This is a genomic window from Sphingomonas aerolata (genome assembly GCF_003046295.1).
Taxonomy (GTDB): domain Bacteria; phylum Pseudomonadota; class Alphaproteobacteria; order Sphingomonadales; family Sphingomonadaceae; genus Sphingomonas; species Sphingomonas aerolata.
Window position 1 is genome coordinate 1512040 of sequence record NZ_PZZN01000001.1, and the last position, 24644, is coordinate 1536683.

At 68.1% G+C, this 24644-nt stretch carries 29 protein-coding genes; 5 read left to right on the forward strand and 24 right to left on the reverse strand.

The window, feature by feature from the left end; all coding sequences use genetic code 11:
- Positions 1 to 14: 14 nt before the first annotated feature.
- The 16 genes from flhB to C8J24_RS07065 form a co-directional block, all read right to left on the reverse strand.
- Complete coding sequence (gene flhB / locus C8J24_RS06990) at positions 15 to 1154, reverse strand: flagellar type III secretion system protein FlhB (RefSeq protein WP_037528692.1); 1140 nt, start codon at positions 1152 to 1154, stop codon at positions 15 to 17.
- The gene (fliR, locus tag C8J24_RS06995; RefSeq protein WP_107931223.1) at positions 1154 to 1927 is read right to left on the reverse strand and encodes a flagellar biosynthetic protein FliR; all 774 of its coding nucleotides are present in this window, start codon (positions 1925 to 1927) and stop codon (positions 1154 to 1156) included. The genes flhB and fliR overlap by 1 nt, the downstream gene beginning before the upstream one ends.
- 4 nt (positions 1928 to 1931) lie before the next feature.
- Positions 1932 to 2201, reverse strand: coding sequence for a flagellar biosynthesis protein FliQ (gene fliQ / locus C8J24_RS07000; protein WP_031395965.1), 270 nt, complete (start codon positions 2199 to 2201; stop codon positions 1932 to 1934).
- A 103-nt stretch (positions 2202 to 2304) separates the two neighbouring features.
- Positions 2305 to 3180, reverse strand: a complete 876-nt coding sequence (fliP, locus tag C8J24_RS07005; RefSeq protein ID WP_107931225.1) for a flagellar type III secretion system pore protein FliP — start codon at positions 3178 to 3180, stop codon at positions 2305 to 2307.
- Positions 3177 to 3431, reverse strand: a complete 255-nt coding sequence (locus C8J24_RS07010) for a flagellar biosynthetic protein FliO (RefSeq protein WP_031394023.1) — start codon at positions 3429 to 3431, stop codon at positions 3177 to 3179. The genes fliP and C8J24_RS07010 overlap by 4 nt, the downstream gene beginning before the upstream one ends.
- A gap of 4 nt (positions 3432 to 3435) precedes the next feature.
- Complete coding sequence (gene fliN / locus C8J24_RS07015) at positions 3436 to 3738, reverse strand: flagellar motor switch protein FliN (RefSeq protein WP_031394024.1); 303 nt, start codon at positions 3736 to 3738, stop codon at positions 3436 to 3438.
- Entirely contained in the window at positions 3735 to 4685 is a 951-nt protein-coding gene (locus tag C8J24_RS07020) for a flagellar motor switch protein FliM (RefSeq protein WP_031441299.1), read from the reverse strand. Before C8J24_RS07020 ends, fliN begins: the two co-directional genes overlap by 4 nt.
- 3 nt (positions 4686 to 4688) lie before the next feature.
- A complete protein-coding gene (locus C8J24_RS07025; RefSeq protein ID WP_037528685.1) occupies positions 4689 to 5315 on the reverse strand; it encodes a flagellar basal body-associated FliL family protein in 627 nt (208 codons plus the stop codon).
- Positions 5316 to 5332: 17 nt separating this feature from the next.
- The gene (locus C8J24_RS07030) at positions 5333 to 7102 is read right to left on the reverse strand and encodes a flagellar hook-length control protein FliK (RefSeq protein ID WP_167396716.1); all 1770 of its coding nucleotides are present in this window, start codon (positions 7100 to 7102) and stop codon (positions 5333 to 5335) included.
- 34 nt (positions 7103 to 7136) lie between these two features.
- The gene (locus C8J24_RS07035; RefSeq protein WP_244180474.1) at positions 7137 to 7562 is read right to left on the reverse strand and encodes a hypothetical protein; all 426 of its coding nucleotides are present in this window, start codon (positions 7560 to 7562) and stop codon (positions 7137 to 7139) included.
- A complete protein-coding gene (locus C8J24_RS07040; protein ID WP_107931231.1) occupies positions 7555 to 8880 on the reverse strand; it encodes a FliI/YscN family ATPase in 1326 nt (441 codons plus the stop codon). The genes C8J24_RS07035 and C8J24_RS07040 overlap by 8 nt, the downstream gene beginning before the upstream one ends.
- Positions 8881 to 9669, reverse strand: coding sequence for a FliH/SctL family protein (locus C8J24_RS07045; protein ID WP_107931233.1), 789 nt, complete (start codon positions 9667 to 9669; stop codon positions 8881 to 8883). It lies immediately after the preceding gene.
- Complete coding sequence (gene fliG / locus C8J24_RS07050; protein ID WP_192141005.1) at positions 9662 to 10666, reverse strand: flagellar motor switch protein FliG; 1005 nt, start codon at positions 10664 to 10666, stop codon at positions 9662 to 9664. Before fliG ends, C8J24_RS07045 begins: the two co-directional genes overlap by 8 nt.
- Positions 10666 to 12357 (reverse strand): flagellar basal-body MS-ring/collar protein FliF, encoded by a 1692-nt coding sequence (fliF, locus tag C8J24_RS07055; RefSeq protein ID WP_107931237.1) that lies wholly within the window; start codon positions 12355 to 12357, stop codon positions 10666 to 10668. Before fliF ends, fliG begins: the two co-directional genes overlap by 1 nt.
- A 4-nt stretch (positions 12358 to 12361) precedes the next feature.
- Complete coding sequence (gene fliE / locus C8J24_RS07060; RefSeq protein ID WP_031440345.1) at positions 12362 to 12724, reverse strand: flagellar hook-basal body complex protein FliE; 363 nt, start codon at positions 12722 to 12724, stop codon at positions 12362 to 12364.
- Positions 12721 to 14037: a sigma-54 interaction domain-containing protein gene (locus C8J24_RS07065; protein ID WP_107931239.1), complete on the reverse strand. Its 1317-nt coding sequence runs from the start codon at positions 14035 to 14037 to the stop codon at positions 12721 to 12723. Before C8J24_RS07065 ends, fliE begins: the two co-directional genes overlap by 4 nt.
- A 244-nt stretch (positions 14038 to 14281) precedes the next feature.
- On the opposite strand from C8J24_RS07065, the gene C8J24_RS07070 reads away from it, so the two are divergent.
- A complete protein-coding gene (locus C8J24_RS07070) occupies positions 14282 to 15103 on the forward strand; it encodes a flagellin N-terminal helical domain-containing protein (RefSeq protein ID WP_107931241.1) in 822 nt (273 codons plus the stop codon).
- 285 nt (positions 15104 to 15388) lie between these two features.
- Here C8J24_RS07070 and C8J24_RS07075 read toward each other — a convergent pair whose 3' ends face one another.
- The 8 genes from C8J24_RS07075 to C8J24_RS07110 form a co-directional block, all read right to left on the reverse strand.
- Positions 15389 to 16168 (reverse strand): FliA/WhiG family RNA polymerase sigma factor, encoded by a 780-nt coding sequence (locus C8J24_RS07075; protein WP_107931243.1) that lies wholly within the window; start codon positions 16166 to 16168, stop codon positions 15389 to 15391.
- Positions 16165 to 18225: a flagellar biosynthesis protein FlhA gene (gene flhA / locus C8J24_RS07080; protein WP_031439846.1), complete on the reverse strand. Its 2061-nt coding sequence runs from the start codon at positions 18223 to 18225 to the stop codon at positions 16165 to 16167. Before flhA ends, C8J24_RS07075 begins: the two co-directional genes overlap by 4 nt.
- Positions 18226 to 18228: 3 nt before the next feature.
- Positions 18229 to 19095, reverse strand: coding sequence for a flagellar biosynthesis protein FlgJ (locus C8J24_RS07085; protein WP_107931246.1), 867 nt, complete (start codon positions 19093 to 19095; stop codon positions 18229 to 18231).
- A gap of 72 nt (positions 19096 to 19167) precedes the next feature.
- Positions 19168 to 19485 carry a flagellar protein FlgN gene (locus tag C8J24_RS07090; protein WP_107931248.1) on the reverse strand — a complete coding sequence of 106 codons (318 nt, stop codon included), beginning with the start codon at positions 19483 to 19485 and terminating at the stop codon, positions 19168 to 19170.
- Positions 19472 to 19786, reverse strand: coding sequence for a flagellar biosynthesis anti-sigma factor FlgM (flgM, locus tag C8J24_RS07095; RefSeq protein WP_107931250.1), 315 nt, complete (start codon positions 19784 to 19786; stop codon positions 19472 to 19474). Before flgM ends, C8J24_RS07090 begins: the two co-directional genes overlap by 14 nt.
- 66 nt (positions 19787 to 19852) lie before the next feature.
- A complete protein-coding gene (locus C8J24_RS07100; protein ID WP_244180475.1) occupies positions 19853 to 20374 on the reverse strand; it encodes a flagella basal body P-ring formation protein FlgA in 522 nt (173 codons plus the stop codon).
- Positions 20371 to 20967, reverse strand: coding sequence for a flagellar motor protein MotB (locus tag C8J24_RS07105; RefSeq protein WP_107931252.1), 597 nt, complete (start codon positions 20965 to 20967; stop codon positions 20371 to 20373). Before C8J24_RS07105 ends, C8J24_RS07100 begins: the two co-directional genes overlap by 4 nt.
- On the reverse strand, positions 20964 to 21614 hold the full coding sequence (locus tag C8J24_RS07110) for a motility protein A (protein WP_208620920.1): 651 nt from the start codon (positions 21612 to 21614) through the stop codon (positions 20964 to 20966). The genes C8J24_RS07105 and C8J24_RS07110 overlap by 4 nt, the downstream gene beginning before the upstream one ends.
- 272 nt (positions 21615 to 21886) lie before the next feature.
- Between C8J24_RS07110 and C8J24_RS07115 the strand changes: the two genes are divergently transcribed.
- From C8J24_RS07115 to C8J24_RS07130, 4 genes are read left to right on the forward strand one after another with little or no spacing between them, the layout of a single operon-like run.
- A complete protein-coding gene (locus C8J24_RS07115; protein ID WP_031440256.1) occupies positions 21887 to 22231 on the forward strand; it encodes a flagellar basal body rod protein FlgB in 345 nt (114 codons plus the stop codon).
- A 3-nt stretch (positions 22232 to 22234) separates the two neighbouring features.
- Positions 22235 to 22645 carry a flagellar basal body rod protein FlgC gene (flgC, locus tag C8J24_RS07120; protein WP_107931255.1) on the forward strand — a complete coding sequence of 137 codons (411 nt, stop codon included), beginning with the start codon at positions 22235 to 22237 and terminating at the stop codon, positions 22643 to 22645.
- A 2-nt stretch (positions 22646 to 22647) separates the two neighbouring features.
- A complete protein-coding gene (locus C8J24_RS07125; RefSeq protein ID WP_107931257.1) occupies positions 22648 to 23328 on the forward strand; it encodes a flagellar hook assembly protein FlgD in 681 nt (226 codons plus the stop codon).
- A gap of 36 nt (positions 23329 to 23364) precedes the next feature.
- Complete coding sequence (locus C8J24_RS07130; RefSeq protein ID WP_056672988.1) at positions 23365 to 24636, forward strand: flagellar hook protein FlgE; 1272 nt, start codon at positions 23365 to 23367, stop codon at positions 24634 to 24636.
- The last annotated feature ends 8 nt before the right edge of the window (positions 24637 to 24644 follow it).

The following is a 24644-nucleotide window of genomic DNA, read 5'->3' on the forward strand; positions in this document are numbered from 1 at the left end:
CGGCCGCCGGATCTTTAGGGAAGTTTCACGCCGTTCTCGTCGAACCGCGCATCGACCGGCACGGTGATCGCGGGCTGCGGCATCGGCGTGCCACCCGCCGCCGCGTTTAGCCCGAACACGAAGGCGAGAACGGTCGCGATCGCCATGTACAGGTCGTCGCGAACCTCCTGATTCTCCTTGCTCGTATAATAGACGGCACGCGCGAGCAGCGGGTATTCGAGCACGGGTACGCGGGTCTCCGCGGCGAGTTCGCGGATCGCCAGCGCGGTCGCGCCGCGGCCCTTGGCGACGACGACGGGCACCTGGTCCTTGCCGCGATCATAGCGCAGCGCGACCGCGAAATGCGTCGGGTTGGTCAGGATGACGTGCGCCTCGCCGACCGCCTTGCGCATGTTGCCGCTGGCCATCGCGCGCATCTTGGCGCGCTGCTGGCCCTTGGCCTCGGCATTGCCCTCATTGTCCTTGTGCTCGTCCTTCACCTCCTGTTTCGACATGCGCATCTTGCCGAGGCGGCGGATGATCTGGATCGGCACGTCGATCCCGGCGATCGCGACGAGCCCGAACGCCATCGCGATCAGGATCGACGAGAAGGTCCCGCCGAGCGTCGTCAGCGCCTGGTTGAGATCGGCGGACGAGGCGAGGCCCATCGTCGTGTGCGACGCCTGCCACAGCATCCAGCCGCCGATCGTGCCGAGCAATGCGACCTTGAGCAGCGACTTGCCGAGCTCGATCCAGCCGGTCGGGCCGAAGATCCGCTTGAGACCCGAGGCGGGGTTGATGCGCGTGAACTTGGGCGCGAGCAGCTTGCCGTTGAAGCCGAGCGAGCCAAGCCCCGCCTGGCTGAGCACCGCGGCGACCAGGCTGACCACGAACAGCGTGACCAGCGAGGGTGCAAGCTTCCACCCCGCTTCCTGGAGCGGGCGCCAGGGCGAGAAATCCTCGACATCGGCGCGGCCGAACTGGAAGCTCGACGCCATCACCGCCTTGCACGCGGCGATCAGCGAGGGGCCGGCATAGATCAGCCAGGCGACGCCCGCGAGCATGCTGAGCGCGGTGGCAAAGTCGCGCGAGCGGAGGATGTCGCCCTTCTCGACCGCATCCTTCTTGCGCTTGTCGGTCGGGGCTTCTGTCTTTTCGCCGAATTCGTCTGCCATCAGCCGAGCACCAGGCTCTGCGTGGCTTCGAGGCCTTCGCGGATGATCACGACCATATAGTCGCCCATCGCCGGGAAGCCGACCGCGAGCGCGACGACGCCGACCGCGAGGCTCGCAGGCAGGCCGACCGAGAACAGGTTGAGCGCGGGTGCGGCGCGGCTGATCATGCCGACGACGATGTTGAGGCACAGCAGCAGGAAGCCGACCGGCAGCGCGAGCAGCAGCCCGGCGAGAAACGCATAGCCGCCGAAGAACGCGATTCCCCGCAACCGGTCGACGCCGAGCCATGCGGCGCCGGGCGGCATCACGTCATAGCTTTTGACGAGCATCTCGACGAGCACGAGGTGGCCGTCCATCGACAGGAACAGCAAGGTCAGCATGATCGAGAAGAACTGGCCGAGCGCGGGGCTCGACTGGCCGTTCTGCGGATCGACCGACGAGGCGAAACCGAGGCCCATCGACCCGCCGATGATCTCGGCGGCGATCACCGGCGCGGCAAACGCGATCTGCAGCACGAAGCCGAGCGCGAGCCCGACCAGCGCTTCGGCCGCGACCGCGAGCACGGTCGCTGTCGCGAAGATCTGCGCGGGCGGCTGGATCGGGTGCGCGGCGAGCACGAGGAAACCGATCGCGCCCGACAGCGTGACGCGGACCGTGACGGGCACCGACACGTTGCCGAACACCGGCGCGGCGATGAACGTCGCGCCGATCCGCACCATCACGAAGACCAGCGCCCAGAGCTGCGGTTCGATCGAGAGGCCGAAGCCGAGCATCCGCCTATTTCACCAGATCGGGGATGCGTTCGAAGATGCTGACGGTGAAGTCGCTCAGCAGCCCGAGGATCAGGCTGCCGAAGATCATGATCGACACCGCGACGACGAGCAGCTTCGGCACGAATGACAGCGTCTGTTCGTTGATCGACGTCGCCGCCTGGATCATGCCGAGGATCAGCCCCGCCAGCAGCGCCGGGATCAGGATCGGCGCGCTGGCGAGCGCCAGCACCCACATCGTCTGATTGGCGATGGTCAGGAAATATTGCGCGTCCATGGCTTATAATGCTTCCGTTCGCCCTGAGCGAAGTCGAAGGGCCTGGGACTCATGTGCTTCGACTGCGCTCAGCACGAACGGGAGTGTGGGGGCGCTCACCGGGTCAGGTCGCGAAGGAGTTGGCGAGGCTGCCCATCGTCAGCGCCCAGCCGTCGACGAGCACGAACAGCAGCAGCTTGAACGGCATCGAGATGATCGTCGGTGACAGCATCGCCATGCCGAGCGACATCAGCACGGTCGCGACGACGAGATCGATGACGATGAACGGCAGGAAGATCAGGAAGCCGATCTGGAACGCGGTCTTGAGCTCCGAGGTGACGAACGCCGGGAGGAGCACCGAGAAGGGGATGTCGCGCGGCGACGCATAGGGGCCCGACTTCGCCATTTCGGCGAACATCGTGACGTCCTTGATCCGCGTCTGCTTGACCATGAACGCGTGGAGCGGGACGCCCGCAGTGGTGATCATCTGCGTGCCGGCGAGCTGGCCGGCGGCATAGGGCTGGATCGCGGTCGTGTTGATCTGGGTGATCGTCGGCGCCATGATGAAGAAGCTGAGGAACAGCGACAGGCCGAGCAGCACCTGGTTGGGCGGCGTCTGCTGCAGGCCGAGCGCCTGGCGCAGGATCGCGAGCACGATGATGATCCGCGTGAAGCTGGTCATCATCAGCAGGATGCCCGGCAGAACCGTTAGCAGCCCCATGATGATGAGGACCTGCAGCGACAGCGACAGCGAGCCGCTCTGCCCGCTATTGCCCGCTGCCTGGCCGCCGAGCTGGCCGAGCGCGCGGTCGACCGCGTCGCCGACCGCGGGGCTGGTAGGGGCGGGGACGGCCTGCGCGAAGGCCGGCATGGTGAGGAACAGGGCGACCAGCAGCGCGAGGCCGACCCACAGCCACGCAGCGCCACGCGACTGCGGCCTGGCCTCTACAGCGGTAATCAGCGCCGGGCCCGACCCCTTGCGCGTAACGATCAGGCTCATGCGTCGACCTTGTCGATCAGGTGCACGCCACCGCGACCGACCGAGACGAGCAGCCGCCGGCCCTCGAAATCGATCACCGCGAGGCGCAGGCCCGGCGAGATCATCATCGTTTCCTTGACGCCGATCAGCCGCGACGTGGGCTTGCCGGGCATGCGGCTCTCGAACTTGCGCCAAAGCAGCAGACAGCCGACCATCAGCCCGCAGACGAGCGGCAGGAGGATGACGAGTTTCAGGATATAGGACCAGAGCATCGGATCAGCCGCGCGCCGCAAGCGACTTGTCGGGGCTGACCAGCTCGGTCATCCGCACCCCGAACCGCTCCCCGACGGTGACGACCTCGCCACGACCGATCAGCGTGCCGTTGACGAACACGTCGAGCAGCTCGTTGGCCTGGCGATCGAGCTCGATCACGCTGCTCTCGCTCAGCGCGAGCAGTTCGCGCAGCGTCAGGCTGGTCGAGCCGATCTCGACGGTCAGCTTGACGTCGACGTCCTGCAGCAGCCTGAAATTGGCGGCCACGGCGGCGTCGACCGGAAAAGTACCGGCCATGTCGGTCATGCTGCGAATCCTTCGTCGATACGGGTAATGGAGGTGAGCTGGATGGCCGCGAAGCCGTTGGACGTGCCGACCGTGCCGCAGCCGAGCCGGTCGTTGCCGACCATCACGGGGACGTCGCCCGAGATCGTGATCGGGATCACGTCGCCGGGTTTCAGGTCCATCAGCATCTGCAGCGACACGACGGGTTCGGCGAGCACCGAGCGGATCGGGAAGCGGATGTTCATCGCCGCGCGCGTCAGCTCGTTGCGCCAGGCCGGATCGGGCTCGGCGGTCTTGCCGAGCACCTTGGTGGTGAGCGACGGGGCGTGCGGCTTAAGCGCGGTGACCGGATAGACGAGGTCGAGAAAGACCGGCTTGCCCGCCCCCGTCGCCAGCCCGAAGCGGGTGACGATCATCGCATCCTCGCCGTCGAGCTCGGCGATCATCGCCGGGTTCACCTCGACACGGGTCGGCTGGAACTCGAACCGTGCCATCGGCTCCCACGCGGTCTTGAGCGGGGTCGCGATCAGCTGGCCGATCCGCGCGATCATCGCTTCGCCCGCGGGCGAGAATTCGGCCGGCAGCACCGGTGGCACCGCGCCCGTCCCGCCGAAGAACAGGTCGAGCAGCTCGAGGATGAACCGCCCGTCCATCACGCACAGCGCCTGCGCGGCACCCGGCGTCATCACCATCGGCAGCCAGGCGATCAGCCCGTCGCCGCGCTCCGCCCGGTAGTCGGCAAAACGCTGGACGACGAGTGGCTCGGCCCAGCTGCGCACTTCCTGGCGCAGCATCGGTTCGAACACGCCGCGCAACGTCCGTGCGAACCGGGCGGACAGATGCTGCAGCGTGTGCAGGTCGCCGAAGGGATTGAGCTTGGCCGACCCCAGCATGCCCGAATGGGCCGCCTGGGGACGATCGCGCTCGCGCCGCTCGCGCATCGTCGTGTCTGGGGGGGCGTTAACCATGCCTCACTGAACGACGAAACTGGTAAAGTAAACGTTACCGATCCCCCCGAAACCTTCCTTCTGCTTGAGCGTCGCGTTGATCGCCTTGGCCAGTTCGCCCTGCAATTTGCGCTTGCCCTGCGCGGTAAACACCTCGTCTTCGGTCGCCTCGCCGAGCGCCATCAGGATCGCGGAGCGGACCGCGATCTCGTTTGTCTTGAGATGGTCGATGACGCTGTTGTCATAGGGCGTCGAGACGGCGACGCCGACCTGTATGAAATGCGCGCTGTCCTGGAGGTTGGCGGTAAATTCCTTCTCCAGCGCATAATAGGTCGACGCATAGCGGTCGCCGCCTTCGCCTGCAGGGGGCGCCATGCCGTGATTCTCGGGTGCGGCATCCTCGCCGCCGCCATGCCCGCCGCCTTCGCCGTCCCCTTCGGCCCCGGCGGACTTCTGCTCGCTTTTCGGAATGAGCTTGGGCTTGCCGTCATCGGCCGCGGCATGGCCGCCGCCGATCAGCCCCGCGCTCGAGGCATAGACACCGGCCCCCACGCCGCCGCCCACCAGGACGAGCAGCGCGACGCCGCCGATGATCATCTTGCCCATCTTCCCCTTCTTCTTGGGCACGGGGGCTTCGCTCTTGTCGCTCATCTACGCAGTCCTTCGGGTCAGGCGAGTCGGGTGTCGGTGGAATCGGTATCGGCGGCGGTCGCGGTTCCGGCGCGGGCGCGCGCAGGCGCCGAAGGCTGGTGCGGCGTCGCTGCGCGCTGCTGCTGCTGCTGCTGCTGGCCGCCTCCGGTATCGACGTTGCCCTGCGACAGCTTCAGCCCGCGGGCATCGGCGAGTTCGGCCAGCCGCGGCTGCGCGTCCTGCAACAGGCTGCGCGTGGCGGCCTGTTCGGCGGCGAAATGCACATGCAGCGTATCACCGTCCTTGCGGACCGAGACGTCGATCGTGCCGAGCGCATCGGGGATCAGGCGGATCCGCGTATCGGTCGCATTCGCCGCGTCGCGCAGGATATCGATCCGCTCGATCATCGCAGCTGGCCAGCGCTCCTGCCGCATGTCGAGCGGCGCTTGTGCGTCCACGGTCGGGGCGAGTGCGTGAACGGTGCCGGCGGCGGCGAGCGGGGCGAGCAGCGTCGTGTCGTCCCGTAGGCGGGGCTCGTCACGGCGCTGCGCCGCCGCCTGGATCGCGGCGCCGAAGACCTGCGCGGCGGAGGCAACGGTGCCGGGTTGCGGCTGTGTGGCGGCGGCGGGCGGCTGCTGCACGACGAGGGTCACGGGTGGTGCGCCGTCGCGTGACGACCATCGCGGTGGCGGTGTTTCAGTGCTGGCGGAGTCTGCGGCAACTGCGGGCGGTAGTGCCGGAGCCTGAGCCGGCGTACCCGGCGCTGGCGAGGGCATGACCGTGCCATTGAAAGCGGCGGGCGGCGGCAACGCTTCCCCTGCTGGCAGGCTGGGGGTGTCGGGAAGCGCGACCGGGCGGGTGCCCGACAGGATCGCGGCGGCGACCTGGAAATCGGAAGCCGCGGCAAATGCCGGGCGTGCGCCGGAAGGCGGCGGCGGGGCATTGCTGCTTGGCGTCTCATCGACGGCGGGCGTATCCGCCGTCGCTGGCGTGGCGATCCCGGACTGAAGGGCAGGAGGCTTCCTTCCGGCGTCGCGCGCAAACGCAGCGGCGGGTAGCGGCTCTGGCATCGTCGAGAGAGGGGGAGCCTGTCGCGCGCCGGGCTTGTTCGACCTGGCGAACGCGTCTCCCGCCAACGTTGCCGTGCCGATACCAGCTTCGGGCAGCGTTGCCTGCGGTGCGGCGGACGGCAGGGCTTGGGGGGCATCGGTCACGACCGGCACGGCGGTCGGATCTGCCCCGGGGATCGTCGCCTGTTCTGTCGGTGTGTCGTCGGTGGCGTCGGAATCGCGCGGACGTTTCGCCGTGGTCGGACGTTCGGCGCCGCGCAGGCCGATCCGGATGACGCGCTCCGGCGGCGGCGGAAGCCGGTTTTCGACCGGTGCCGGGTTCGGGCCTTCGATCGGCACGTCGCCGCCCCCTCCGACCAACGGCGACACAAGCGGCGATTTCACCGGCGTGAGCGCGGACGTGCCCAATGCGACGGGCGTCAGCGCGGCCGCCGCTGCGGCCGCCGGTACGTCGGCTTTAATGTCCGTTGTTGCCGCGACCGGCACCTGGACGAAGGCGACGCCCGGCGACCAGAACGGCAGTGTTTCGGCCTGGGCGGCGGCATCCGGCAAGGGCTTGCCGCCGATGACGGCCGGTTGCCGGGCGGTGATATCGGCCGGTGCGACGTCGGCCACCGGCCCGGTGTCGAGCAGCGCAGCCAGCGTGCCGCCGAAATCACCCGCGGACTCACCGCCCGCTACGCGTGGCGCGGCCCTAAGGGCGAGGCCAGGAGGGGAGGCAAGCGCGGGCAGGATCATGCAATCTCTCGAATAGGGCGGTGTCAGCCCGTACTCAGCAAGGATCGTGCCGGATTTTCCTGAAGGCCGGTGTCTCCTCGAGCGCGCGCAGCTCCCGGATGACCGCATCGGCCTGCGCACGCGCGATGAGTTTTTCGACCGCGCTCTGGTCGCGCTGTGCGGCGCGGGTCGCATCGGTGGCACGCGCGACCTGATATTCCGCCGACCGGACGCGCTCGACCGCGGCGTCGGCGGACTGTTGCAGGCGTTCGCGGTAATGCGCCGACGCCCCCAGCGAGACCGCGACCGCCGTCTGTTCCACGGGAGCGACGGCGGCGGCCAGGCCGGAAATCCGGGTGGACAGCGCCTGTTCGCTCGCGGCCTTGTCGTGCGCGCGGGCTTCGTCGGCGCGGGTCAGGCCGAGCTGCAACGTCCGGACACGGTGGATCCGTGCCAGCGTCTTGGCGCGGGCGTCAGCCACCGAAGACACCGACCAGCTCGGCAACGGCATCGCCCAGCGACACCTTCTCGTCCGAATCCTGGCGGATATACTCCATGATCGCGCCGTGGCAGGCGATCGCATTGTCGATCGCCGGGTCGGCACCCGCACGATAGGCGCCCATCAGCACGAGGTCGCGATTCTCCTCATAGGTCGCCAGATTGCGGCGCAGTACGCGCGCGGCCCTGACATGCGGCGCATCGGCGATGTCGGTCATCACGCGGCTGACCGAGGGGCCGATGTCGATCGCCGGATAGACGCCGCGCTCGGCCAGTTGGCGGCTCAGCACGATATGCCCGTCGAGGATCGAGCGCGCGGAATCCACGACGGGATCATTGCCGTCGTCGCCGTCCGCCAGCACGGTATAGATCGCGGTGATCGACCCGCCGGTATGGACGTCGACGCCAGCGCGCTCGATCAGGTTCGGCAGCATCGCGATGGCGGATGGCGGATAGCCCCGTGCGGAGGCGGGTTCGCCGAGCGCGAGGCCGATCTCGCGGCCGGCATGCGCGACGCGGGTCAGCGAATCCATGATCAGCAGGACCTTCTTGCCCTCGTCGCGAAACCCTTCGGCGATCGCGGTGGCGCGCAGCGCGCCGCGGATGCGGAGCACGGGCGAGTGGTTGGCGGGCACCGCGACCACGATCGAACGTGCGCGGGCGGCGCCGGCGACCTTGGTCTCGAGAAAGTCGGCGACCTCGCGGCTGCGCTCGCCGATCAATCCGATGACGATCACGTCGGCCTGCGCGGCGCGGACGATCATGCCGAGCAGCACCGACTTGCCGACGCCCGACCCCGCCATGATGCCGACGCGCTGACCCTGGCCGATCGTCAGCAGGCCGTTGATCGCGCGCACCCCCACGTCCATCGGCTGAAGCACGCGGCCACGGTCGAGTGGCGATTGGAGCTTGCCCGCGAGCGGCCAGCGGCCGGCCCCGCGGATCGGACCGAGGCCGTCGATCGGCTTGCCCGCGCCGTCGACGACGCGACCGAGCAGTGCGGCGCCGACCTCGGCCTCTCCCGGAGGACCGATCGGCTTGACGGGCGCGCGCGGCAGGAGCGCGGCGGGACCGCCGAGATTCATCATCAGCGTACGCCCGTTGCGGAAGCCGATCACCTCCGCCTCGACGCTCGCGCTGCCCTCACCGACCTTGCACACGGTGCCGACGGGCAGGGTCAGTCCGACCGCCTCCATCAGGAGGCCGTCGAACGAGGCGAGCCGGCCCGACACTCTGGGGGCCGCGACGAAATCGGCGTTGCCGAGCGTTTCGAGATAGTCGGCGGTGAAGCGGTTCAGCACTCAGGCGGCTTTCGCGGGCACCGCGACGCGGTCGATCGCGCTGGCGAGCTGGTCGAGCCACATGGCGGGGCCGTCCTCGACGATCGTCGACGCGCTTTCGAGCACGAAGCTGCCGCGGGCGACATTGGGGTCGCCCGCCGCGAAGATCGACTTTGGCAGCGTGCCCTCGATCAGTGCGACGTCGTCGGGATGCAGGCGCAGCAACGCGGCCTCGGCGGAATCGGCGAGCAGCTCGGTCGCGGATTCGATCCGTCCGGCGAGCAGGTCTGGCGAGATGCCGATCTCGCCGACCAGCTTGCCGACCAGCAGCAGGACGGTCTGACGAAGCTGCGTCGCGACCCGGTCGCGGTCGAGCCGGTCGGTGGCGAGCGCGGCGGCGAGCGAGGCGAGCAGCGCCTGGTCGCGCGCGGCATTCCCCTGTGCCACCGCGGCTGCGGCAGCGAGGCCCTCGGCATAGCCCGCGGCATGCGCGGCGGCGAGCGGATCGAGAAAACTCTCGGTCTCGCTGGCGGGATCGAGCGGATCCCAGCCCTCGGTCGGATTGCTGTCCTTGTCGGCGGGACTGAAATGCTTCGGCCCCGGAGTCGGCGCGCTCGTGGGCGGCGTGGGCGTGGCGCCCTGCGGCGCGAACCCGGTCGTCCGGCGCGGCGCGGCGGCGACACGATCGCGGATATCGGCAGCGGCAAAGCCCATCGGCGGCGCGAAGGCATGCGCCAGCAATTGCGCGGCGGTGTCGTGGCGCGCGGCGAAGCCCGCGACGAAACCGGATGCCCCGACAAACTTAGACATAATCGTCCTCGCCTCCGCCCATCATGATCGTGCCGTCCTTGGCGAGCCCGCGTGCGGTCGCGATCATCGCCTTCTGCGCCTCGAGCACCTCGGCGAGCCGCATCGGTCCGCGCGACTCCATCTCGTCGCGAATGCCGTCGGCGGCGCGCGCCGACATGCAGCCGAGGAAACGGTTGCGCACCGCCTCGTCGACGCCCTTCAGCGCCTTGGTGAGGATCTCGCCATCAACGTTGCGGATCAGCGTGCCCAGATTCTTGTCGTCGAGCTCGAGCAGATTGTCGAACACGAACATCGCCTCCTCGATCGCCTTGGCGACGTCGCGGTCGATCTTGAACAATTTGGGCATGACGCGCTGTTCGGTCGCCTTGCGCGCGCCAGACAGGATCTTGGCCGCCTCGCGGGTGCCGCCCAGCGTCACGCCCTGGCCGGTCGATCCGGCGCCGGTGCGATTGGCGAGCAACGTGCGCAGCGTGTCGACCGCCTCGGGCGTGATCGGCCCGAGCCGGGCGATGCGGTGGAGGATATCGGGCTGGACCGCATCGGGCATTAGTTCGAGCACCTGGCCGCCAACCGACGCGTCGAGATTGGCGATCAGCACCGCGGCGATCTGCGGGTGTTCCTTTTCGATCATCGCGGCGATCTCGCTCGCATCGAGCCAGTCGAGCAGTTCGAGTTCGCACGCCGCCTCGGCCGGGGTGATTCGCGCGAGCACGCTCTCGGCCTTTTCGCGGCCGAGCGCGCGGTTCATCACCGCCTCGATCTTGGGGCGGGGGTCGAAGCCGATCGTCGTGCGCTCGCGTGCGCGGTCGACGAAATCGTCGAGCACCGTCTCGACCTCCTGCTCGGAGACATCGGCGACCTTGAACATCGCCGCGCCAAGCTGACGGACCTCTTCCGGGTCGAGCTTCTGAAGGATCGCGGCGGCTTCGTCCTCGCCCACCAGCATCATCAGCACGGCGGCACGTTCCACGCCGGTATAGGTGCGCAAGCCCTCCATCAGCGTGCGTCCGCCTTGATCATGTCGCGCACGGCGAGCGCGGCGCGGGTCGGATTGTCGCGGGTGAAGCCGCGGACCGCGCCGACCCGCTCGTCATAGCCGCGTGAGCTTTCGAGCTGGTCGAGGCTGACCGGGGGGATGACGACCGGACCGGTCAGGGCCTCGGCATCCTCGCCCTCGGCGCCTTCGATCGTCTGGCCGAAGGCGGGCCGCGGCGTCGCGTCCTCGCGCTTCTTCATCAGCGCCTTGGCGATCGGGCGAACGCCGAGGAGCAGGACGAGCAGCGCGATGACGATCGCGGTGCCGTTGCGCGCGAGTACCGGCAGCCACGCATTGTCGTACCAGGCGGGGCCGGTATCGGCGGCGGCATCGGCGCCGGCGAACTTGCGGCTGATCACCGTCACATTGTCGTTGCGCGTCTGATCGAAGCCGACCGCGCTCTTCACCAGGTCGGTGATCTGGTTGATCTCCATCGCGGTGCGGCGCGTCTTGTCGGGATCGCGGAGCAGCACCGCGACCGACAGACGCTTGACGCTGCCCGGGGTGGCGCGGGTCACCGACACTTCGCGGCCCAGGTCATAGGCGCGCTGATACTGGTCGGACTGCTTCATCGCGTCGGGGGCGGGGCCACCGGCGACGGGCTGCGGCATGCCGGGATTGCCGGTCGCGGGCTGCGGTGCCTGGAGCGTGCTGGCCGCGGGCGGCGTGTTGCTGAGCGCGCCGGGGATGCCGCCCGGTGTCGCGGCGCCGTCCTTCTGGTTGCCGGTCCAGTTGCCCGTCTCGGCGCGCAGCACGCCCTGCTTGTCATAGCTTTCGCGCGTCGCCTGGGTCTCGTCGAGATTGACGTCGGCCTGGACCTCGGCGGTGAAGTTGCCGGCCCCCACCAGCGGGGTCAGCAGCTGGATCAGCTGGGTGCGGTATTTGTCCTCGACGCGACGCTGGATCTCGATCCGCTTGTCGCCCGCCGCACCGACGCCGTCGACGCCGCCGGGCTTGGTCAGCAGCGCGCCCATCTGGTCGACGATCGTCACCGAATCGGGTTTCATGCCGGGTACCGACGATGCGACGAGGTTGATGATCGAGGCGACCTGTGCGTCGCTCAGCGACCGGCCACCCTGCAGCTTCAGGATCACCGAGGCCGAGGGCGCGGCATTGTCGCGGACGAACACCGAGGCTTCGGGCGTCGCGAGATGCACGCGCGCCTCGGCGACCGCGTCGATCTCCTCGATCGACCGGGCGAGCTCGGATTCGCGCGCCTGGCGCAGACGTTCGCCTTCCACCGCGCGGCTGACGCCCATCGGCAGCTGGTCGAGGATCGCGTAACCACCGGGTGCCGCCTTGGGCAGGCCCTGGCCCGCGAGCAGCATCCGCGCGCGCGAATAATCCTCCTCGGCAACCGTCAGCGAGCCCGTCGAATCGTCGATCCGGCTCTTGATGTTCGCGGTCGTCAGCGCGGAGGTGACCGCGGCCTTGTCGGCGTCGGGCAGGTTGGTGAACAGCGTCTTCTGAGTCGGCGAGGACAGCGTCATCCACGCGAGCGCGGCGGCGGCGATCAGGCCGATCATCAGCACCATCGGCAGCGAGCGGCGTACCGCGGGCTGCGCGAAGGCGGACTTTATCTGTTTGAGCGGGTTAGCGAATTTCTCGGGGAGGCCATTGGCCGACGAAGCGGGGATGAGGGCAGTGCTCATATCATTACACCGGCATGCTCATGATGTCCTTGTAGGCGGACAGGAGTTTGTTGCGGACCTGCAGCGTCGCCTCGAACCCGACCGACGCCTGCTGGCGGGCGAGCATCACTTTGGCGATGTCAACGGTCTCGCCGCGCTCATAGCTTTCGCTGAGCTTGGCGGCCTGGGTCTGGCCCTCGTTCACGCTCTTCAGCGCGGTTTCCATCGTGTCGCCGAAGCTGACGGGTTTCGTCTCGGTCGGCGCGACGGTCGGGCCGGTCTGGCTGGCACGCGCGAGCGCCTGGTTGCGCTCGAGAATCTGCGAGCGCAGCGCCATGACGCGGTCGACGCTCATCGCGCCGCCGCCGATTCCGCTCACGCCGCTCATGCCGACATCACCCGGGCGAAGTCCTCACCCTGTTCGCGCGCCTTGGCGAGGCGGTAGCGCAGCGTGCGTTCCGAGATGCCGAGCCGACGCGCGGTCTCAATCCGGCTGCCGCCGCATGCTTTCAGCGTCTCGCGGATCGCGGCGAACTCGCTCATCTGGACGATGGTACCCAGAGTGTCGGTCGGCGTTTCGGCGGGCGTCTCGGCAACGGGCACGAGCGGTTCGGCGATGGGCGCGACGACCGGCGCGGGGCGCGGGGCGAAGGTCATCGTCACCGGGCGATCGAACAGGATGTGGCTCGCCTCGATCGTGTCGCCGCCGCAGAACAGCAGCGCGCGCTGGATCACGTTCTCGAGCTCGCGGACATTGCCCGGCCAGTCGTGCAGCATCAGCGCCTCGATCGCCGCGCGCGACGGCCAGGGAATGACGTTGCGGTTGCCGGCATGGCGCAGGATCATCGTCGCGGCGAGCGCAGGGATATCCTGCGGCCGCTCGGCGAGCGACTTGGTGGTCAGCGGGAACACCGCGAGCCGGTAATAGAGATCGGCGCGGAACCGGCCCGCGGCGACCTCGCCCTGCAGGTCGCGGTTGGCGCAGGCGATGACGCGGACGTCGATCGGCTGCGGCACGGTCGCGCCGAGCGGCACGACCTCGCGTTCCTGCAGCACGCGGAGCAGTTTCGCCTGCAGCGTCAGCGGCATCTCGGCGATCTCGTCGAGCAGGATCGTGCCGCCGTTCGCGGCGCGGAAAAAGCCCTCGCCGCCCGACGACGCGCCGGTGAACGCGCCCTTCTGGTGGCCGAACAGCATCGCCTCGAGCATCGATTCGGGGAGGGCGGCACAGTTGATCGCGATGAACGGGCCGGCCTTGCGCGGCGAGCCATTGTGGATCGCGCGGGCGAGCACTTCCTTGCCGGTACCGGTCGGGCCGTTGATCAGCACGGTGATGTCGGCGGCGGCGACGCGCTCGGCCAGTGCGAGCAGCGCGAGCGATTCGGGGTCGGCGGCGGTCGGCATGTCGGGCCCGCCGATCAGCGCGCGGGCAAAGCCGTTGCCGACCGCGGTATCGTCGGCGGCAAAGCCGATCCGCGCGGGCGCGCCGTTGCGCGACGGGGTGACGCTGCGGCCTTCCGAACCGATCACGACGGTGCGCGCGGGGTAGGCGACGGCCTCGCCCTCGGCGACGAGGAACAGGTCGTTCGCGCCCGGCTGTGCGGTGTCGAGCGATCCGATCCCGAAGCCCTGCGCACGCAGGGACGAGACGAGCGCATATTTGCGCGCCGTGACGGCAGCGGATGGAAAGATCGAGCGCATGAAGTCCCCCTGTGACGATTCGGGAATGCGGCCTTGAGGGTAAAGGCGCGGTTAAATCGTGCCGCGTCGCGGCAAACTATTTCCGGGCGCGTTCGCGCGCGCGTGTACGGGAGCGCGCCACGCCGGTGCGCGAGGGGCGGATTTTTTTTCCCTAAAGCCCGGCGCGGGGCGGCCGTTACCCATCCTGACGGCTCGGTCCTTCGCCACGGGGGCGGCGGGGTAGCCGGCATGAAGGAGTTTGATCATGACTGTTATCGGGACCAACGTAGCCTCGCTGCGCGCCGCCAACGCTTCGACCACCGCCAATTCGGCGCTGTCGACGGCGATGGAGCGTCTGTCGACCGGCAAGCGCATCAATTCGGCCAAGGACGACGCCGCTGGCATGGCGATTTCGACGTCAATGACCTCGCAGATCAAGGGCATGAACCAAGGCATCCGCAACGCTAATGACGGTATCGCCATGGCGCAGACCGCCGATGGCGCGCTCGCAGAAGTCACTAACATGGTCCAGCGCGTCCGCGAATTGGCAACCCAGGCTGCCTCGGGCACGTATAGTGCAGACGACCGTACAAACATGCAGATCGAAGTCGACAACCTGACCACGCAGGTCGGCAAAATCGTGACCGATACGAAGTTTAACGGTGTCGCATTGTTCGGTACGGCTGGCGCTGGCGCGACGACCAAGATCCAGACCGGAGCAAACGCGGCTGACACCGTCAACCTCGTCGTCGACGACCTGACGGACTTTGCAACGCTGACGGTCGACATCTCCGACGCGGACGGCACCAAGGCAAATGCGGCCCTGACTGTACTCGACGGTAATCTGAAGACGCTTAACTCGGTTCGCGCCGGCCTTGGTGCCGCGCAGAGCCAGTTGCAGTCGTCGGTGAACAATACGACGTCGAACGTGACCAACCTGTCGGACGCTCGCAGCCGTATCGAGGACGCTGACTTCTCGGCCGAGACGCAGGCGCTCGCCAAGGCACAGATCCTGAGCCAGGCGTCGACCGCGATGCTGAGCCAGGCGAACCAGAGCCAGCAGGGCGTTCTGAAGCTGCTTCAGTAATCCGATCCCGGCGCCGGCACCGCCCCCCTTATGGGTGTCGGCGCCAGTCGGATCGCCCCCCAGTAACGGGGCGCAATGGACCCCGGTGGCCTCATGGCCGCCGGGGTTTTGTGCGTTGGGATGGCGGCGGGTCGGCTCGCGCGAGGGTTGGCGTGCGCTATTTCGCAATGGCGATCGGAGAGGCGGCGCGCATCCGCGCGGCAGCGGAATGATTCGCGGGCAACACATCATCCGCAACGTTCATACGCTCTATCCTCCCCCGCCAGGGGGAGGATGATGGGTAGGTCAGACCTTGCGGGCGAGCGCGCGTTTCAGTTTCGCGTGGGCCGACGCCTTGATCTGGCAGACGCGGGCGGCGCCGATGTCGAAGACCGCGCCGATTTCCTCGAGGTTCATTTCCTCGACATAATAGAGCTGGATCACCTGCGCCTCGCGTTCGGGCAGCGCGGTGATCGCGGCGATCAGCGCGCCGCGCAGGTCGCTGTCGGCGAGCTGTTCGAACGCGTCGGGGGTGTCGTCGGCGAACCACGGCATGTCGTCGGCATAGACCTCGTCGATTGAATCGAACCGGATCGCGTCCGCGGTCACATAGTCGCTGCGCAGCTTGTCGATGCTGACGCCGATATGCTGGGCGATCATGGCGTCTCCGGGGGCCTTGCCCGTCTGGGCGGTGAGCGTGGAAATGGCGTCGGCATATTGCCGGCGGCGGCGCATCGCGCCGCGCGTCGTCGTTGCCTGGCGCCGCAGTTCATCGATCATCGCGCCGCGCAGGCGGGTCGCGACATAGGCCTTGAACGGCGTACCGCGCTCCTCGAACCCGGCCGCCGCCTCGACCAGCGCGACGAGCCCGACCTGCACCAGATCCTCGACCTCGACGATGCTGCTCATGCTGCCGTGCACGTGCCACGCGATCCGGCGGACCATCGCGAGATGCTGTTTGACGAGCTGGTCGGGGTCGCCGCCGGGGCGTTGCTGGGGGCGATAGGTGAGGGGCCCCGTCGGGATTTCACCGGCGCGCGCGGGGCGGGCCTTGTCGAACGCGGCTTTCATCGGTTCGGCGCTCATGCGGCCAGCGCCTGCTGCGGTGCGCCGATGACCGCGACGACCTCGACCGCCTTGTCCTCGGGCACTTCGAAGAACGACATGACCGGGGTGTCGGGCAGGCAGGTCCGGACCAGCTTGCGGATCGCGAGGCGGATCGCGGGTTGGACGACCAGCGCGAACGGCTTGGCCTCGGCGATCAGCGGCTGCGCGGCATTTTGCAGCGCCTCGACGATGCGGCGGCCGAGATCGGGTTCGATGACGTGGCGGCGCGACTGGTCGGCGCGCATCGCCTGGCCGAGCAGCCCTTCGAGATGCCCCTCGAGCGTCATCACGCGGAGCGGCTCGCGCATCCCGCACAGTTTCTGGATGATCAGCGCGCCGAGACGCGGGCGGATCAGTTCGATGATCTCCTCGGCATCCTGACTGCGCTGGGCAGCGACCGCGATTGCGGCGGCGATGCTGCGGAATTCCTTGAGTGGAATGTTCTCGGCGAGCAGGCCCTTGAGAACCTGGGTCAGCGTGGTGATCGGGATCGGCGCGAGCGCGGTGACGAGTTGCGCCGCGCGCTCCTTCAGCCCGTCGAGCAGCGCCTGGACCTCGTCGGGCCCAAGTAGCTCGGACGCGGTTTGGCCGAGCAGGTGGTTGAGATGCGTCGCGACCACGGTGCCGGGATCGACGACGAGATAGCCAGCCCCGGTCGCCGCATCCGCGTCCGCGGTCGAGATCCAGGTCGCGTCGAGCCCGAAAGTCGGATCCTTGGTGGTCTTGCCGATCAGCGAGCCGAACGCCTGGCCGGTGTCGAGCGCGAGCATGTCGTCGGGCGACACGGTGTCCTCCCCGACGACGACGCCGTTGACGATGATGCGGTAGACATAGGGGGCAAGGTTGATGTCGTCGCGGACGCGGACCTGCGGCACGACGAAGCCCAGTTCCTTTGACAGCTGGCGACGGACGCCGGTGATGCGGCCCATCAGCGGCGATCCGCGGCGGTCGTCGACCAGCGGCACGAGGCCGTAGCCGATGTCGAGATTGACCTGCATGCCGTCGGTGACCTCGTCCCAGCCGATCTTCGACTGGTCGATCGCCTCGACGGGGGCGATGACGACGGGGGCGGGGCGACGCTCGATCTGGCGCAGCTTCCAGGCTGCGAACCCGGCGATCGCGGCGGCGGGCAGGATCACCATGTGCGGCATGCCGGGCAGGACACCGAGCAGCGCGAGGATGACCGCGACCGGCGTCCAGGTGCGCGGGGATCCGAACTGGCCGCCGATCTGGCCGGCGAGATCCTTGTCCGAGGTGACGCGCGTGACGATCGACGCCGCGGCGATCGACAGCATCAGCGAGGGCAGCTGCGCGACGAGCGCGTCGCCGATCGCCAGCAGGATGTAGTTGTGCGCGGCGTCGGCGATCGACATGCCGTGGCTGACCGGCCCCAGGATCAGCCCGCCGATGATGTTGGCGGCGAGGATCAGCATTGCCGCGACCGCGTCGCCCTTCACGAACTTCGACGAGCCATCCATCGAGCCGTAGAAATCGGCCTCGGTCGACACCTCGATACGGCGTGCCTTTGCCTCGTCGGGGGTGATGAGGCCGGCGTTCAAGTCGGCGTCGATCGCCATCTGCTTGCCGGGCAGCGCGTCGAGCGTGAAGCGCGCGCTAACCTCGGAGACGCGACCGGCGCCCTTGGTGACGACGATCATGTTAATGATCATCAGGATCGCAAAGACGAAGATGCCGACGACGTAATCACCGCCGATCAGGAACGTGCCGAACGCCTCGATGACGTGACCCGCCGCGCTCTCGCCCTCATGGCCGTGAACGAGCACGATACGCGTCGAGGCGACGTTGAGGCCGAGGCGGAACAGCGTGGCAAACAGCAGCACGGTCGGGAAAGCGGAGAAGTCGAGCGGCTTCTGCGCGTTCAAGGCGACCATCAGCACGGCAAGGCTGATCGCGATGTTCGCGACGAAGAAGATGTCGAGCATGAATGCCGGGATCGGCACGACCATGACGAGCACGAGCATCAGGATCGCGAGCGGCAGGACCGACGCGCGGGCGTTGGAAAGCAGGCGGTTCATGGCTTAGCCACCCATCTTGGCGAGCATGAGATAGGCGAGCCGCGCGGTGTCGGGCGTCGGACGGAGCAGGCTCGCCGAATTCTGGCCCGCATTGAAGCCGGCGTTCCGGGTGCCGAACCGGCCCATCGTCGACGTCGCCCAGGCGAGCGCGTCCTCGGCGCTTTCATTGTTGCCGGTGACGACCGTGCTGCCGTCCATGTCGAGCGCCTGTGCGGCGAACTGGACCGAGCCGGTCGTGGCCGAACCGGTCGCACCCGCGGCGGCGGCGCCGAGCTTCGTCGAGAACCGCTCGTAGATTGCCGACAGCGAGCGCGGCGTACCGTTGGACTCGTAGAAGACGCCGCGATTGGCGCGCGCGGCGGAAGGGAACAGCGCGGCGCCGCTCGCGTCGGGATTGGCCTGCATCGTCGTCAGGAACTTCGACGCGCCGCCGAGCCCCAGGAAATGCGCCATGTACAGATCGGTGCCGGTCGCGGTGCGGCCGAGCTTGCCCTCGAGCGCGTCCTTGTTGTCCGACGCATGTTCGGCCGCCATCATCGAGGCGGCGGCGGGATCGTTGCGCAGCGCGAGAATCGCCTGGCGCGTGCCCGCATCCGCGACGCCGAGACGCCCGCCCGAGGACTGGCCGATGCTGTCGGCTGCCCAGCCCAGGCCGTGCTCCGCGCCGTGCTTCTTGACGACCGCGAGCCAGCTCTGTTCGATGAACTGGTACAGACCCGACGCGCTCGACGTGCCCGCCTTGGCATTGGCGTTAAGCCCGCTTTCGAGCTTCGCCTGGCCGAGCAGATAGTCGAAATCCACGCCCGTCTTGCTGCTCGCAAGCGCGATCGCGGACTGGATCCGGCCGGTAGTGATAGGATTGACGGTCATCCCGCGAGTAATGTCCCTGTTTCAGGACACTACACAGCAAGGGGCGTGCCAGATCTTGCCCGGCTGCGAGGATCAGGCGTAGGCCGCACCCATGCGCGGGCGATAGCCGGCAATGCCGCCCTCGCCGGTCAAGGTTTGCAGGCGGCGGCGGACATTTGCCGCCATCAGGTTGGTATAGATGCGGCAGGTCTCGTTGAGGCGGTTCGCCTCGTCCGCCAGCTCGCGCAGTTCGGGACCCGCGGGACCAGTGCCGAGCGTTGCGACCGCATTGATGCCGTCGAGCTTCTGCGAGGTCGCGCGTTCCAGCCCGGCCACGTCGTTGGACTTCAGTGCCGCGATCTCGGCATGCAGCGCGTCGATCACGCGCACCAGGGCGTCACGCCGGGTCATTCGGTGCCCATTCCAGTTTGAAGGCGAGGAGCCGGTCGGCGATCGTCGCGGGCAAAATCGGGAAGGTGCCGTTGGCGACCGCCTTCTTGACCGCGGCCACGCGCGCTTCGTTGATCGGGGCGGCGGCGGCCATCGTCCGCGCGAGCGCGATCGACGAGGTTGCCGAAGGTTCGGCCTCGACCGCACGGTCGGGCGCCTGCGCCAGGGGCTGGGCGGACGGCTGAACGGGCGTCGTCGCGGCGATGCGCGCGATGCTGCGCTCGCCTCCCGTCAACGGCTTCGAGCCGATCGATTCCACCATGTCTGCACCCTCTGGTTCTTGCTGACAGAGGGAGAAACGGCCGGTGCGCGAAAAGCTTTAACAAAATTAATTCGTCCAGCCGGGCAGGGTCGCGCGGCCGCTGGCGACCGCGATCGCCTGGACCGGCGTGCGGGTGTCGTCGACCTTGACCATGAAGCGTGCGCCGGGGGCGGCATCGGCCAGCGCGACGCCCTCGCGACTGATCGAAAAGCCGTCGGTGCCAGCCTCGATCACGATCGGATCGCCGCGGCGGATGACGGGGGCGGCCTTCACGACCGGGGCATAGGCCGCACGGGTCGTGACGGGCGTCGCGCCGGGGGCCGAGGCTGGGCGGATGACGGGGACGAAGATGCGCCAGGCGGGGCCGGCACAGGCGACGACCACCGCGTCATGCGCCTCGGTCCGCCACGACATCGCGACGGTCGGGCACGTCGCGAGCCGCAACCGCGAATCGACCGTCGTCCGCGCACCACCCTCGGCACCGATCGGCCGGCCGGTGAATGCCGAGACCGCGTGATCGAGCGCGGCGATATCCTGGAAGCCGGCGGACGGCGCACCGGCAGCGATCATCAACAGCGTGAGCATCATGAGGGGGTCCTTGGCGGTTCGCCGACAAAGGCTTGGGTGACGATGGCGGCGCGGCGGCCGGTGGTCGGCGAGGTCGCGAGCGTCACGCGGCCGGGGGCGACATGGGCGATCGCGGCCGCGACCGCGCGCGCACGGTCCGAGGCGAGGATCGCCGCGCTGCGCGTGACGGGGTCGACATCGCCGGGCGAGCCGTCGACCGATCCGGTGACGGTGATCTGGACGCGCGGGTCCCGCACCGCGTCACGCGCCCAGGCCGCCAGCGTATCGGGTGACGTCGGCAGCACAGCCGAACCGACCGCGAAGTCGAGCATGCCGGCCGCCGCAACGGGCAGGGCCGTGGGTTGGGCCACTGCACGTGGCGCGGAAGCGGTGAGCGATCTCGACCGTGCGGTGTCGGCCGGTACCGTCGCGGGTGAACCGAAGCCCTCGCGCAACCCCGCTGCCAGCGCCCGGGGCGCGAGCGGACGGTCGCTGGCGGTCTGCGTCGCCTGCAGGAGTACGAAGAAGCCGACCAGCAGCAAGGCGAGATCGGCCAGCGTGATCAGCCAGAGCGGACGCCCGGGCTGCGGCTCGGGATAGTCACCGACCGTCATGCGACGCTCATCAACGGTGCGCGTGGGGCCTCGCGCGCGGCGAGTGCGACCAGCGGCGCCTCGATCCGGGCGCGTTCGAACGCCTCGTTGCGGCCTTGCGCGCGCAGGCGGTTGGCGATCGGCATGAAGACGAGGTTGGCGAGCAGCGCGCCATAGAGCGTCGCGAGCAGCGCGATCGCCATCGCGCCGCCAATCGCGGTCGGATCGCTCATCGTCGCGAACATTTGGGCGAGCCCGATCAGCGTGCCGACCATGCCCATCGCGGGCGCCAGTTCGGCGGCGCCTGCCCAGACCTCGGCGGCGGCGACATGGCGTTCGATCCGCGCATGGCGGCGATGCCGGATCAGCAGCGCCACGTCGCTGGCGGTCGCGCCGTCGACGATCGCCGCGATGCTGGCGGCGATGTCTCGATCGGCGATGACCGTGCGGTCGAGCGCCATCGCGCCGTGGCGTTGGGCGATACGACCGAGCGCGACGATCTGCTGGAGCAGCGCATCGCCGTCGAGCCGGGCGCGGCCGAGCGTCTTCAGCGCCGCGATCGCGCGGACCAGATCGCGCAGCGGTGTCCGCAAGGCGACGCCGAGGATCGTGCCGCCGCCGACGATGGCGAGGGCAGCAGGGTCGAGCAGATGGGCGAGCGTGATCATGTCCCGCAAATCATTGCAAGGGCCGGGCCAGTTCGCGATCCCCCGGCGAGCAGGACTCGCGCGGGCCGGTGGTTTGCAGGCTGCGCGACGGGTCGGCACCACGCCTGCCGGCGCGCTTGCCGCCACCTCTGCCGGGGCGGCAAGGCGTTGCCGGCCAGGTTGCCGCGCGCTTGCCGCCGGGCGGCAAAGCGGCGTCATCCGGTCGGCGAGAGCGAACTGGCACGGCGATTGCTTCGGACGGCTTGCGCAATTCAGCGCGGGAGTTCGGTCCAGTGTCAGGGGATTCGCTGTTCGGCGTTCATGGTGCGGCCCTCGAGGTGCGATCGCAGCGCATGGGGGTGCTCGCGTCGAACATCGCCAATGCCTCGACCCCCGGCTTCAAGGCGCGCGACATCGACTTCAAGTCGGCGCTCGCGTCGCTCGAGACGGACGGTGCGGGCGGGATCGACGCGGCGACCAAATACCGTGTGCCGACGCAGACATCGATGGACGGCAACACCGTCGAGCTGAACCAGGAGCAGACCGCGTTCGCCGAGAATGCGGTGCAGTACCAGACCACGCTGTCGTTCCTGAACGGGCGGATCAGCCAGGTCACCCGCGCGCTGAAGGGGGACTAAGCGATGGCCAATACGCCGATGACGATTTTCCAGGTCGCGGGCCGCGCGATGTCCGCGCAGCTGTTGCGGATGAACACCACCGCGTCGAACCTCGCCAATGCGGGCGGCGTCGCCGGCTCCGCGGAGGCTGCGTACAAGACGATGAAGCCGGTGTTCCGCACCAGCTTCGACGCGGCGAGCGGCATGTCGACGGTCGATGTCGAGAAGGTCGTCACCGCCGGCGAGGCCCCCGCCAAGCGCTATGACCCGAACAATCCGATGGCCGACAAGGATGGCAACATCTTCGAGGCGGCGGTCGATGAAACGCGCGAGCTGGTCGACATGATGGAGACCGCGCGCAGCTACCAGAACAATGTCGAGGTGATGCAGACTGCGAAGTCGCTGATCATCGATACCCTCAAGCTAGGCCGCTGATCATGGCAAGTTCCTTCGACTCGACGCTTTCGAACCTCGGCATCACGCGCGCGACGACCGCCGCGACGACGACCACGGCATCCAATTCGACGACGCTCAACCAGTCGGATTTCCTGAAGCTGATGACCGCGCAGATGCAGAACCAGGACCCGTTCAACCCGGTCGACAACACCCAGATGGTCGCACAGATGGCGCAGTTCTCGAGCCTCGCCGGTATTTCCGAGATGAGCACGACGATGAAGTCGATCGCCGACAAACTGAACGTGACCAGCGCCAGCGATGCGATGGCCTATGTCGGCAAGACCGTGCTGACCGCGGGTGAGACCGCCTATGGGCGGACCAGCGGCGGACTGGCCGGCGGGATCGAGCTCGGCGCCGCGGCGAGCAACGTCAACGTCACGATCACCGATGCCAATGGCGGCGTGCTGAAGACCATGTCGCTCGGCAGCGCCGACAAGGGCACCGTGAACTACGACTGGGACGGCAAGACCGCGACCGGCGAGGATGCCGGGACGGGACCGTTCAAGGTCATCGTCAACGCCCAGAATAATGGCACGACCGTTGCATCACAGAACCTCGTCTGGGCGCCGGTTCAGTCGGTTTCGACGACGACCGGTGCCGCCATCCTCACGCTACCGGGCCTCGGTGAGGTCCCCGTCACCGCGGTTCGCCAGATCGGCTGATCGCCCGCTGCTTGCCAGAATTCCAGGAGTAACCCGATGTCCTTCTATACCTCGCTTTCCGGCCTCCAGGCCTCGCAGACCGAAATGTCGACGATCTCGCACAACCTCGCGAACGTCTCGACCAACGGTTTCAAGAAGAGCCGTACCGAATTCGCCGACGTGATCGCGTCGAGCGTGTCGCTGAACCCCGCGCAGCAGATCGGCTCGGGCACCGTGGTGCAGGGCAATCGGCAGCAGTTCAGCCAGGGCAACCTCATCCAGTCGGCCAACGCGCTCGATCTCGCCGTGTCGGGCGACGGCTTCTTCGTGGTGAAGCCCAGCACGACGTCGCTCAACGTCAACTATACGCGCAATGGCGGCTTCCTGGTCGATGCCGATCGCTATGTGGTCGATTCGAACGGCAGCCATCTTCAAGTCTATCCGGTCGACGGGTCGGGCAAGGTCGTCGCATCGGGGCTCGATTCCGCGGTCAGCCTTCAGCTTCCCGCGACCAGCGGCAAGGCGGTTCCGACCGCGAACGTGTCGATGTCGCTGAACCTCAGCGCCAATGCGGCGATCCCGTCGACGACGACGTTCGACCGGTTCGACCCGACCAGCTACAACCAGTCGGCGCAGACGACGATCTATGATGCGAGCGGCAATGCGCAGACGCTGACCAATTATTTCAAGCGCACGACGACGCCCGATGCCGCCAACGGCAATACGAGCAGCTGGGAAGTGTTCAGCTATGTTGGCGACAAGCCGATGACCACCAACGGTGCGGCAAGCGTCAAGCTGGACTTCGATACCACCGGCAAGCTGACCGCGCCGACCACTGCGGTCGCGTTCGACCCGTTCACCACCGCAGGCAGCAGCACGACGCAGCAGTTCGGCTTCACCTTCGGGCTCGACACCACGCAATTGGCATCGGCGTTCAACGTCGCCGCGCGCGCGCAGGACGGCAAGGCGGTCGGCCAGATCCAGGGCGTGACGATCGACGAGTCCGGCATCGTCAAGGCGAGCTTTTCGAACGGCGACACGCAGGCGCTCGGTCAGGTGATGCTCGCCAACTTCTCGAACCCCGAGGGTCTGCGCCAGCTCGGCAGCAGCTACTGGTCGGCGACGGGCATTTCGGGCGAGGCCAAGCTCGGCATCGCGGACGTCAACGGCTTCGGCAAGCTGATGTCGGGGACGATCGAGCGGTCGAACGTCGACATCACCGAGGAACTCGTCTCGCTGATCGCGGCACAGCGCAACTTCCAAGCGAACTCGAAGGCCTTGGATACCGCAAGCCAGATCTCGCAGACCATCTTCAACATCCGCAGCTGATCCAGGGC

Excerpts from the sequence above, each read along its gene's own strand:
- fliN (WP_031394024.1), bottom strand. The coding sequence starts at position 3,738 with ATGACCGACATGGCCGGTACTTTTCCGGTCGACGCCGCCGTGGCCGCC.
- C8J24_RS07065 (WP_107931239.1), bottom strand. The coding sequence starts at position 14,037 with ATGCGCTCGATCTTTCCATCCGCTGCCGTCACGGCGCGCAAATATGCG.
- flhA (WP_031439846.1), bottom strand. The coding sequence starts at position 18,225 with ATGAACCGCCTGCTTTCCAACGCCCGCGCGTCGGTCCTGCCGCTCGCG.
- C8J24_RS07105 (WP_107931252.1), bottom strand. The coding sequence starts at position 20,967 with ATGACGGTCGGTGACTATCCCGAGCCGCAGCCCGGGCGTCCGCTCTGG.
- fliP (WP_107931225.1), bottom strand. The coding sequence starts at position 3,180 with ATGAGCCTGATCGTTACGCGCAAGGGGTCGGGCCCGGCGCTGATTACC.
- C8J24_RS07070 (WP_107931241.1), top strand. The coding sequence starts at position 14,282 with ATGACTGTTATCGGGACCAACGTAGCCTCGCTGCGCGCCGCCAACGCT.
- C8J24_RS07045 (WP_107931233.1), bottom strand. The coding sequence starts at position 9,669 with ATGTCTAAGTTTGTCGGGGCATCCGGTTTCGTCGCGGGCTTCGCCGCG.
- fliR (WP_107931223.1), bottom strand. The coding sequence starts at position 1,927 with ATGCTCGGCTTCGGCCTCTCGATCGAACCGCAGCTCTGGGCGCTGGTC.
- C8J24_RS07130 (WP_056672988.1), top strand. The coding sequence starts at position 23,365 with ATGTCCTTCTATACCTCGCTTTCCGGCCTCCAGGCCTCGCAGACCGAA.
- fliG (WP_192141005.1), bottom strand. The coding sequence starts at position 10,666 with ATGGAGGGCTTGCGCACCTATACCGGCGTGGAACGTGCCGCCGTGCTG.
- C8J24_RS07090 (WP_107931248.1), bottom strand. The coding sequence starts at position 19,485 with ATGACCCGGCGTGACGCCCTGGTGCGCGTGATCGACGCGCTGCATGCC.
- fliF (WP_107931237.1), bottom strand. The coding sequence starts at position 12,357 with ATGAGCACTGCCCTCATCCCCGCTTCGTCGGCCAATGGCCTCCCCGAG.
- C8J24_RS07110 (WP_208620920.1), bottom strand. The coding sequence starts at position 21,614 with ATGATCACGCTCGCCCATCTGCTCGACCCTGCTGCCCTCGCCATCGTC.
- fliE (WP_031440345.1), bottom strand. The coding sequence starts at position 12,724 with ATGAGCGGCGTGAGCGGAATCGGCGGCGGCGCGATGAGCGTCGACCGC.
- C8J24_RS07025 (WP_037528685.1), bottom strand. The coding sequence starts at position 5,315 with ATGAGCGACAAGAGCGAAGCCCCCGTGCCCAAGAAGAAGGGGAAGATG.
- fliQ (WP_031395965.1), bottom strand. The coding sequence starts at position 2,201 with ATGGACGCGCAATATTTCCTGACCATCGCCAATCAGACGATGTGGGTG.
- flgC (WP_107931255.1), top strand. The coding sequence starts at position 22,235 with ATGGCCAATACGCCGATGACGATTTTCCAGGTCGCGGGCCGCGCGATG.
- C8J24_RS07030 (WP_167396716.1), bottom strand. The coding sequence starts at position 7,102 with ATGATCCTGCCCGCGCTTGCCTCCCCTCCTGGCCTCGCCCTTAGGGCC.
- C8J24_RS07020 (WP_031441299.1), bottom strand. The coding sequence starts at position 4,685 with ATGGTTAACGCCCCCCCAGACACGACGATGCGCGAGCGGCGCGAGCGC.
- C8J24_RS07010 (WP_031394023.1), bottom strand. The coding sequence starts at position 3,431 with ATGCTCTGGTCCTATATCCTGAAACTCGTCATCCTCCTGCCGCTCGTC.
- C8J24_RS07075 (WP_107931243.1), bottom strand. The coding sequence starts at position 16,168 with ATGAGCGCCGAACCGATGAAAGCCGCGTTCGACAAGGCCCGCCCCGCG.
- C8J24_RS07100 (WP_244180475.1), bottom strand. The coding sequence starts at position 20,374 with ATGATGCTCACGCTGTTGATGATCGCTGCCGGTGCGCCGTCCGCCGGC.
- flgM (WP_107931250.1), bottom strand. The coding sequence starts at position 19,786 with ATGGTGGAATCGATCGGCTCGAAGCCGTTGACGGGAGGCGAGCGCAGC.
- flhB (WP_037528692.1), bottom strand. The coding sequence starts at position 1,154 with ATGGCAGACGAATTCGGCGAAAAGACAGAAGCCCCGACCGACAAGCGC.
- C8J24_RS07125 (WP_107931257.1), top strand. The coding sequence starts at position 22,648 with ATGGCAAGTTCCTTCGACTCGACGCTTTCGAACCTCGGCATCACGCGC.
- C8J24_RS07085 (WP_107931246.1), bottom strand. The coding sequence starts at position 19,095 with ATGACCGTCAATCCTATCACTACCGGCCGGATCCAGTCCGCGATCGCG.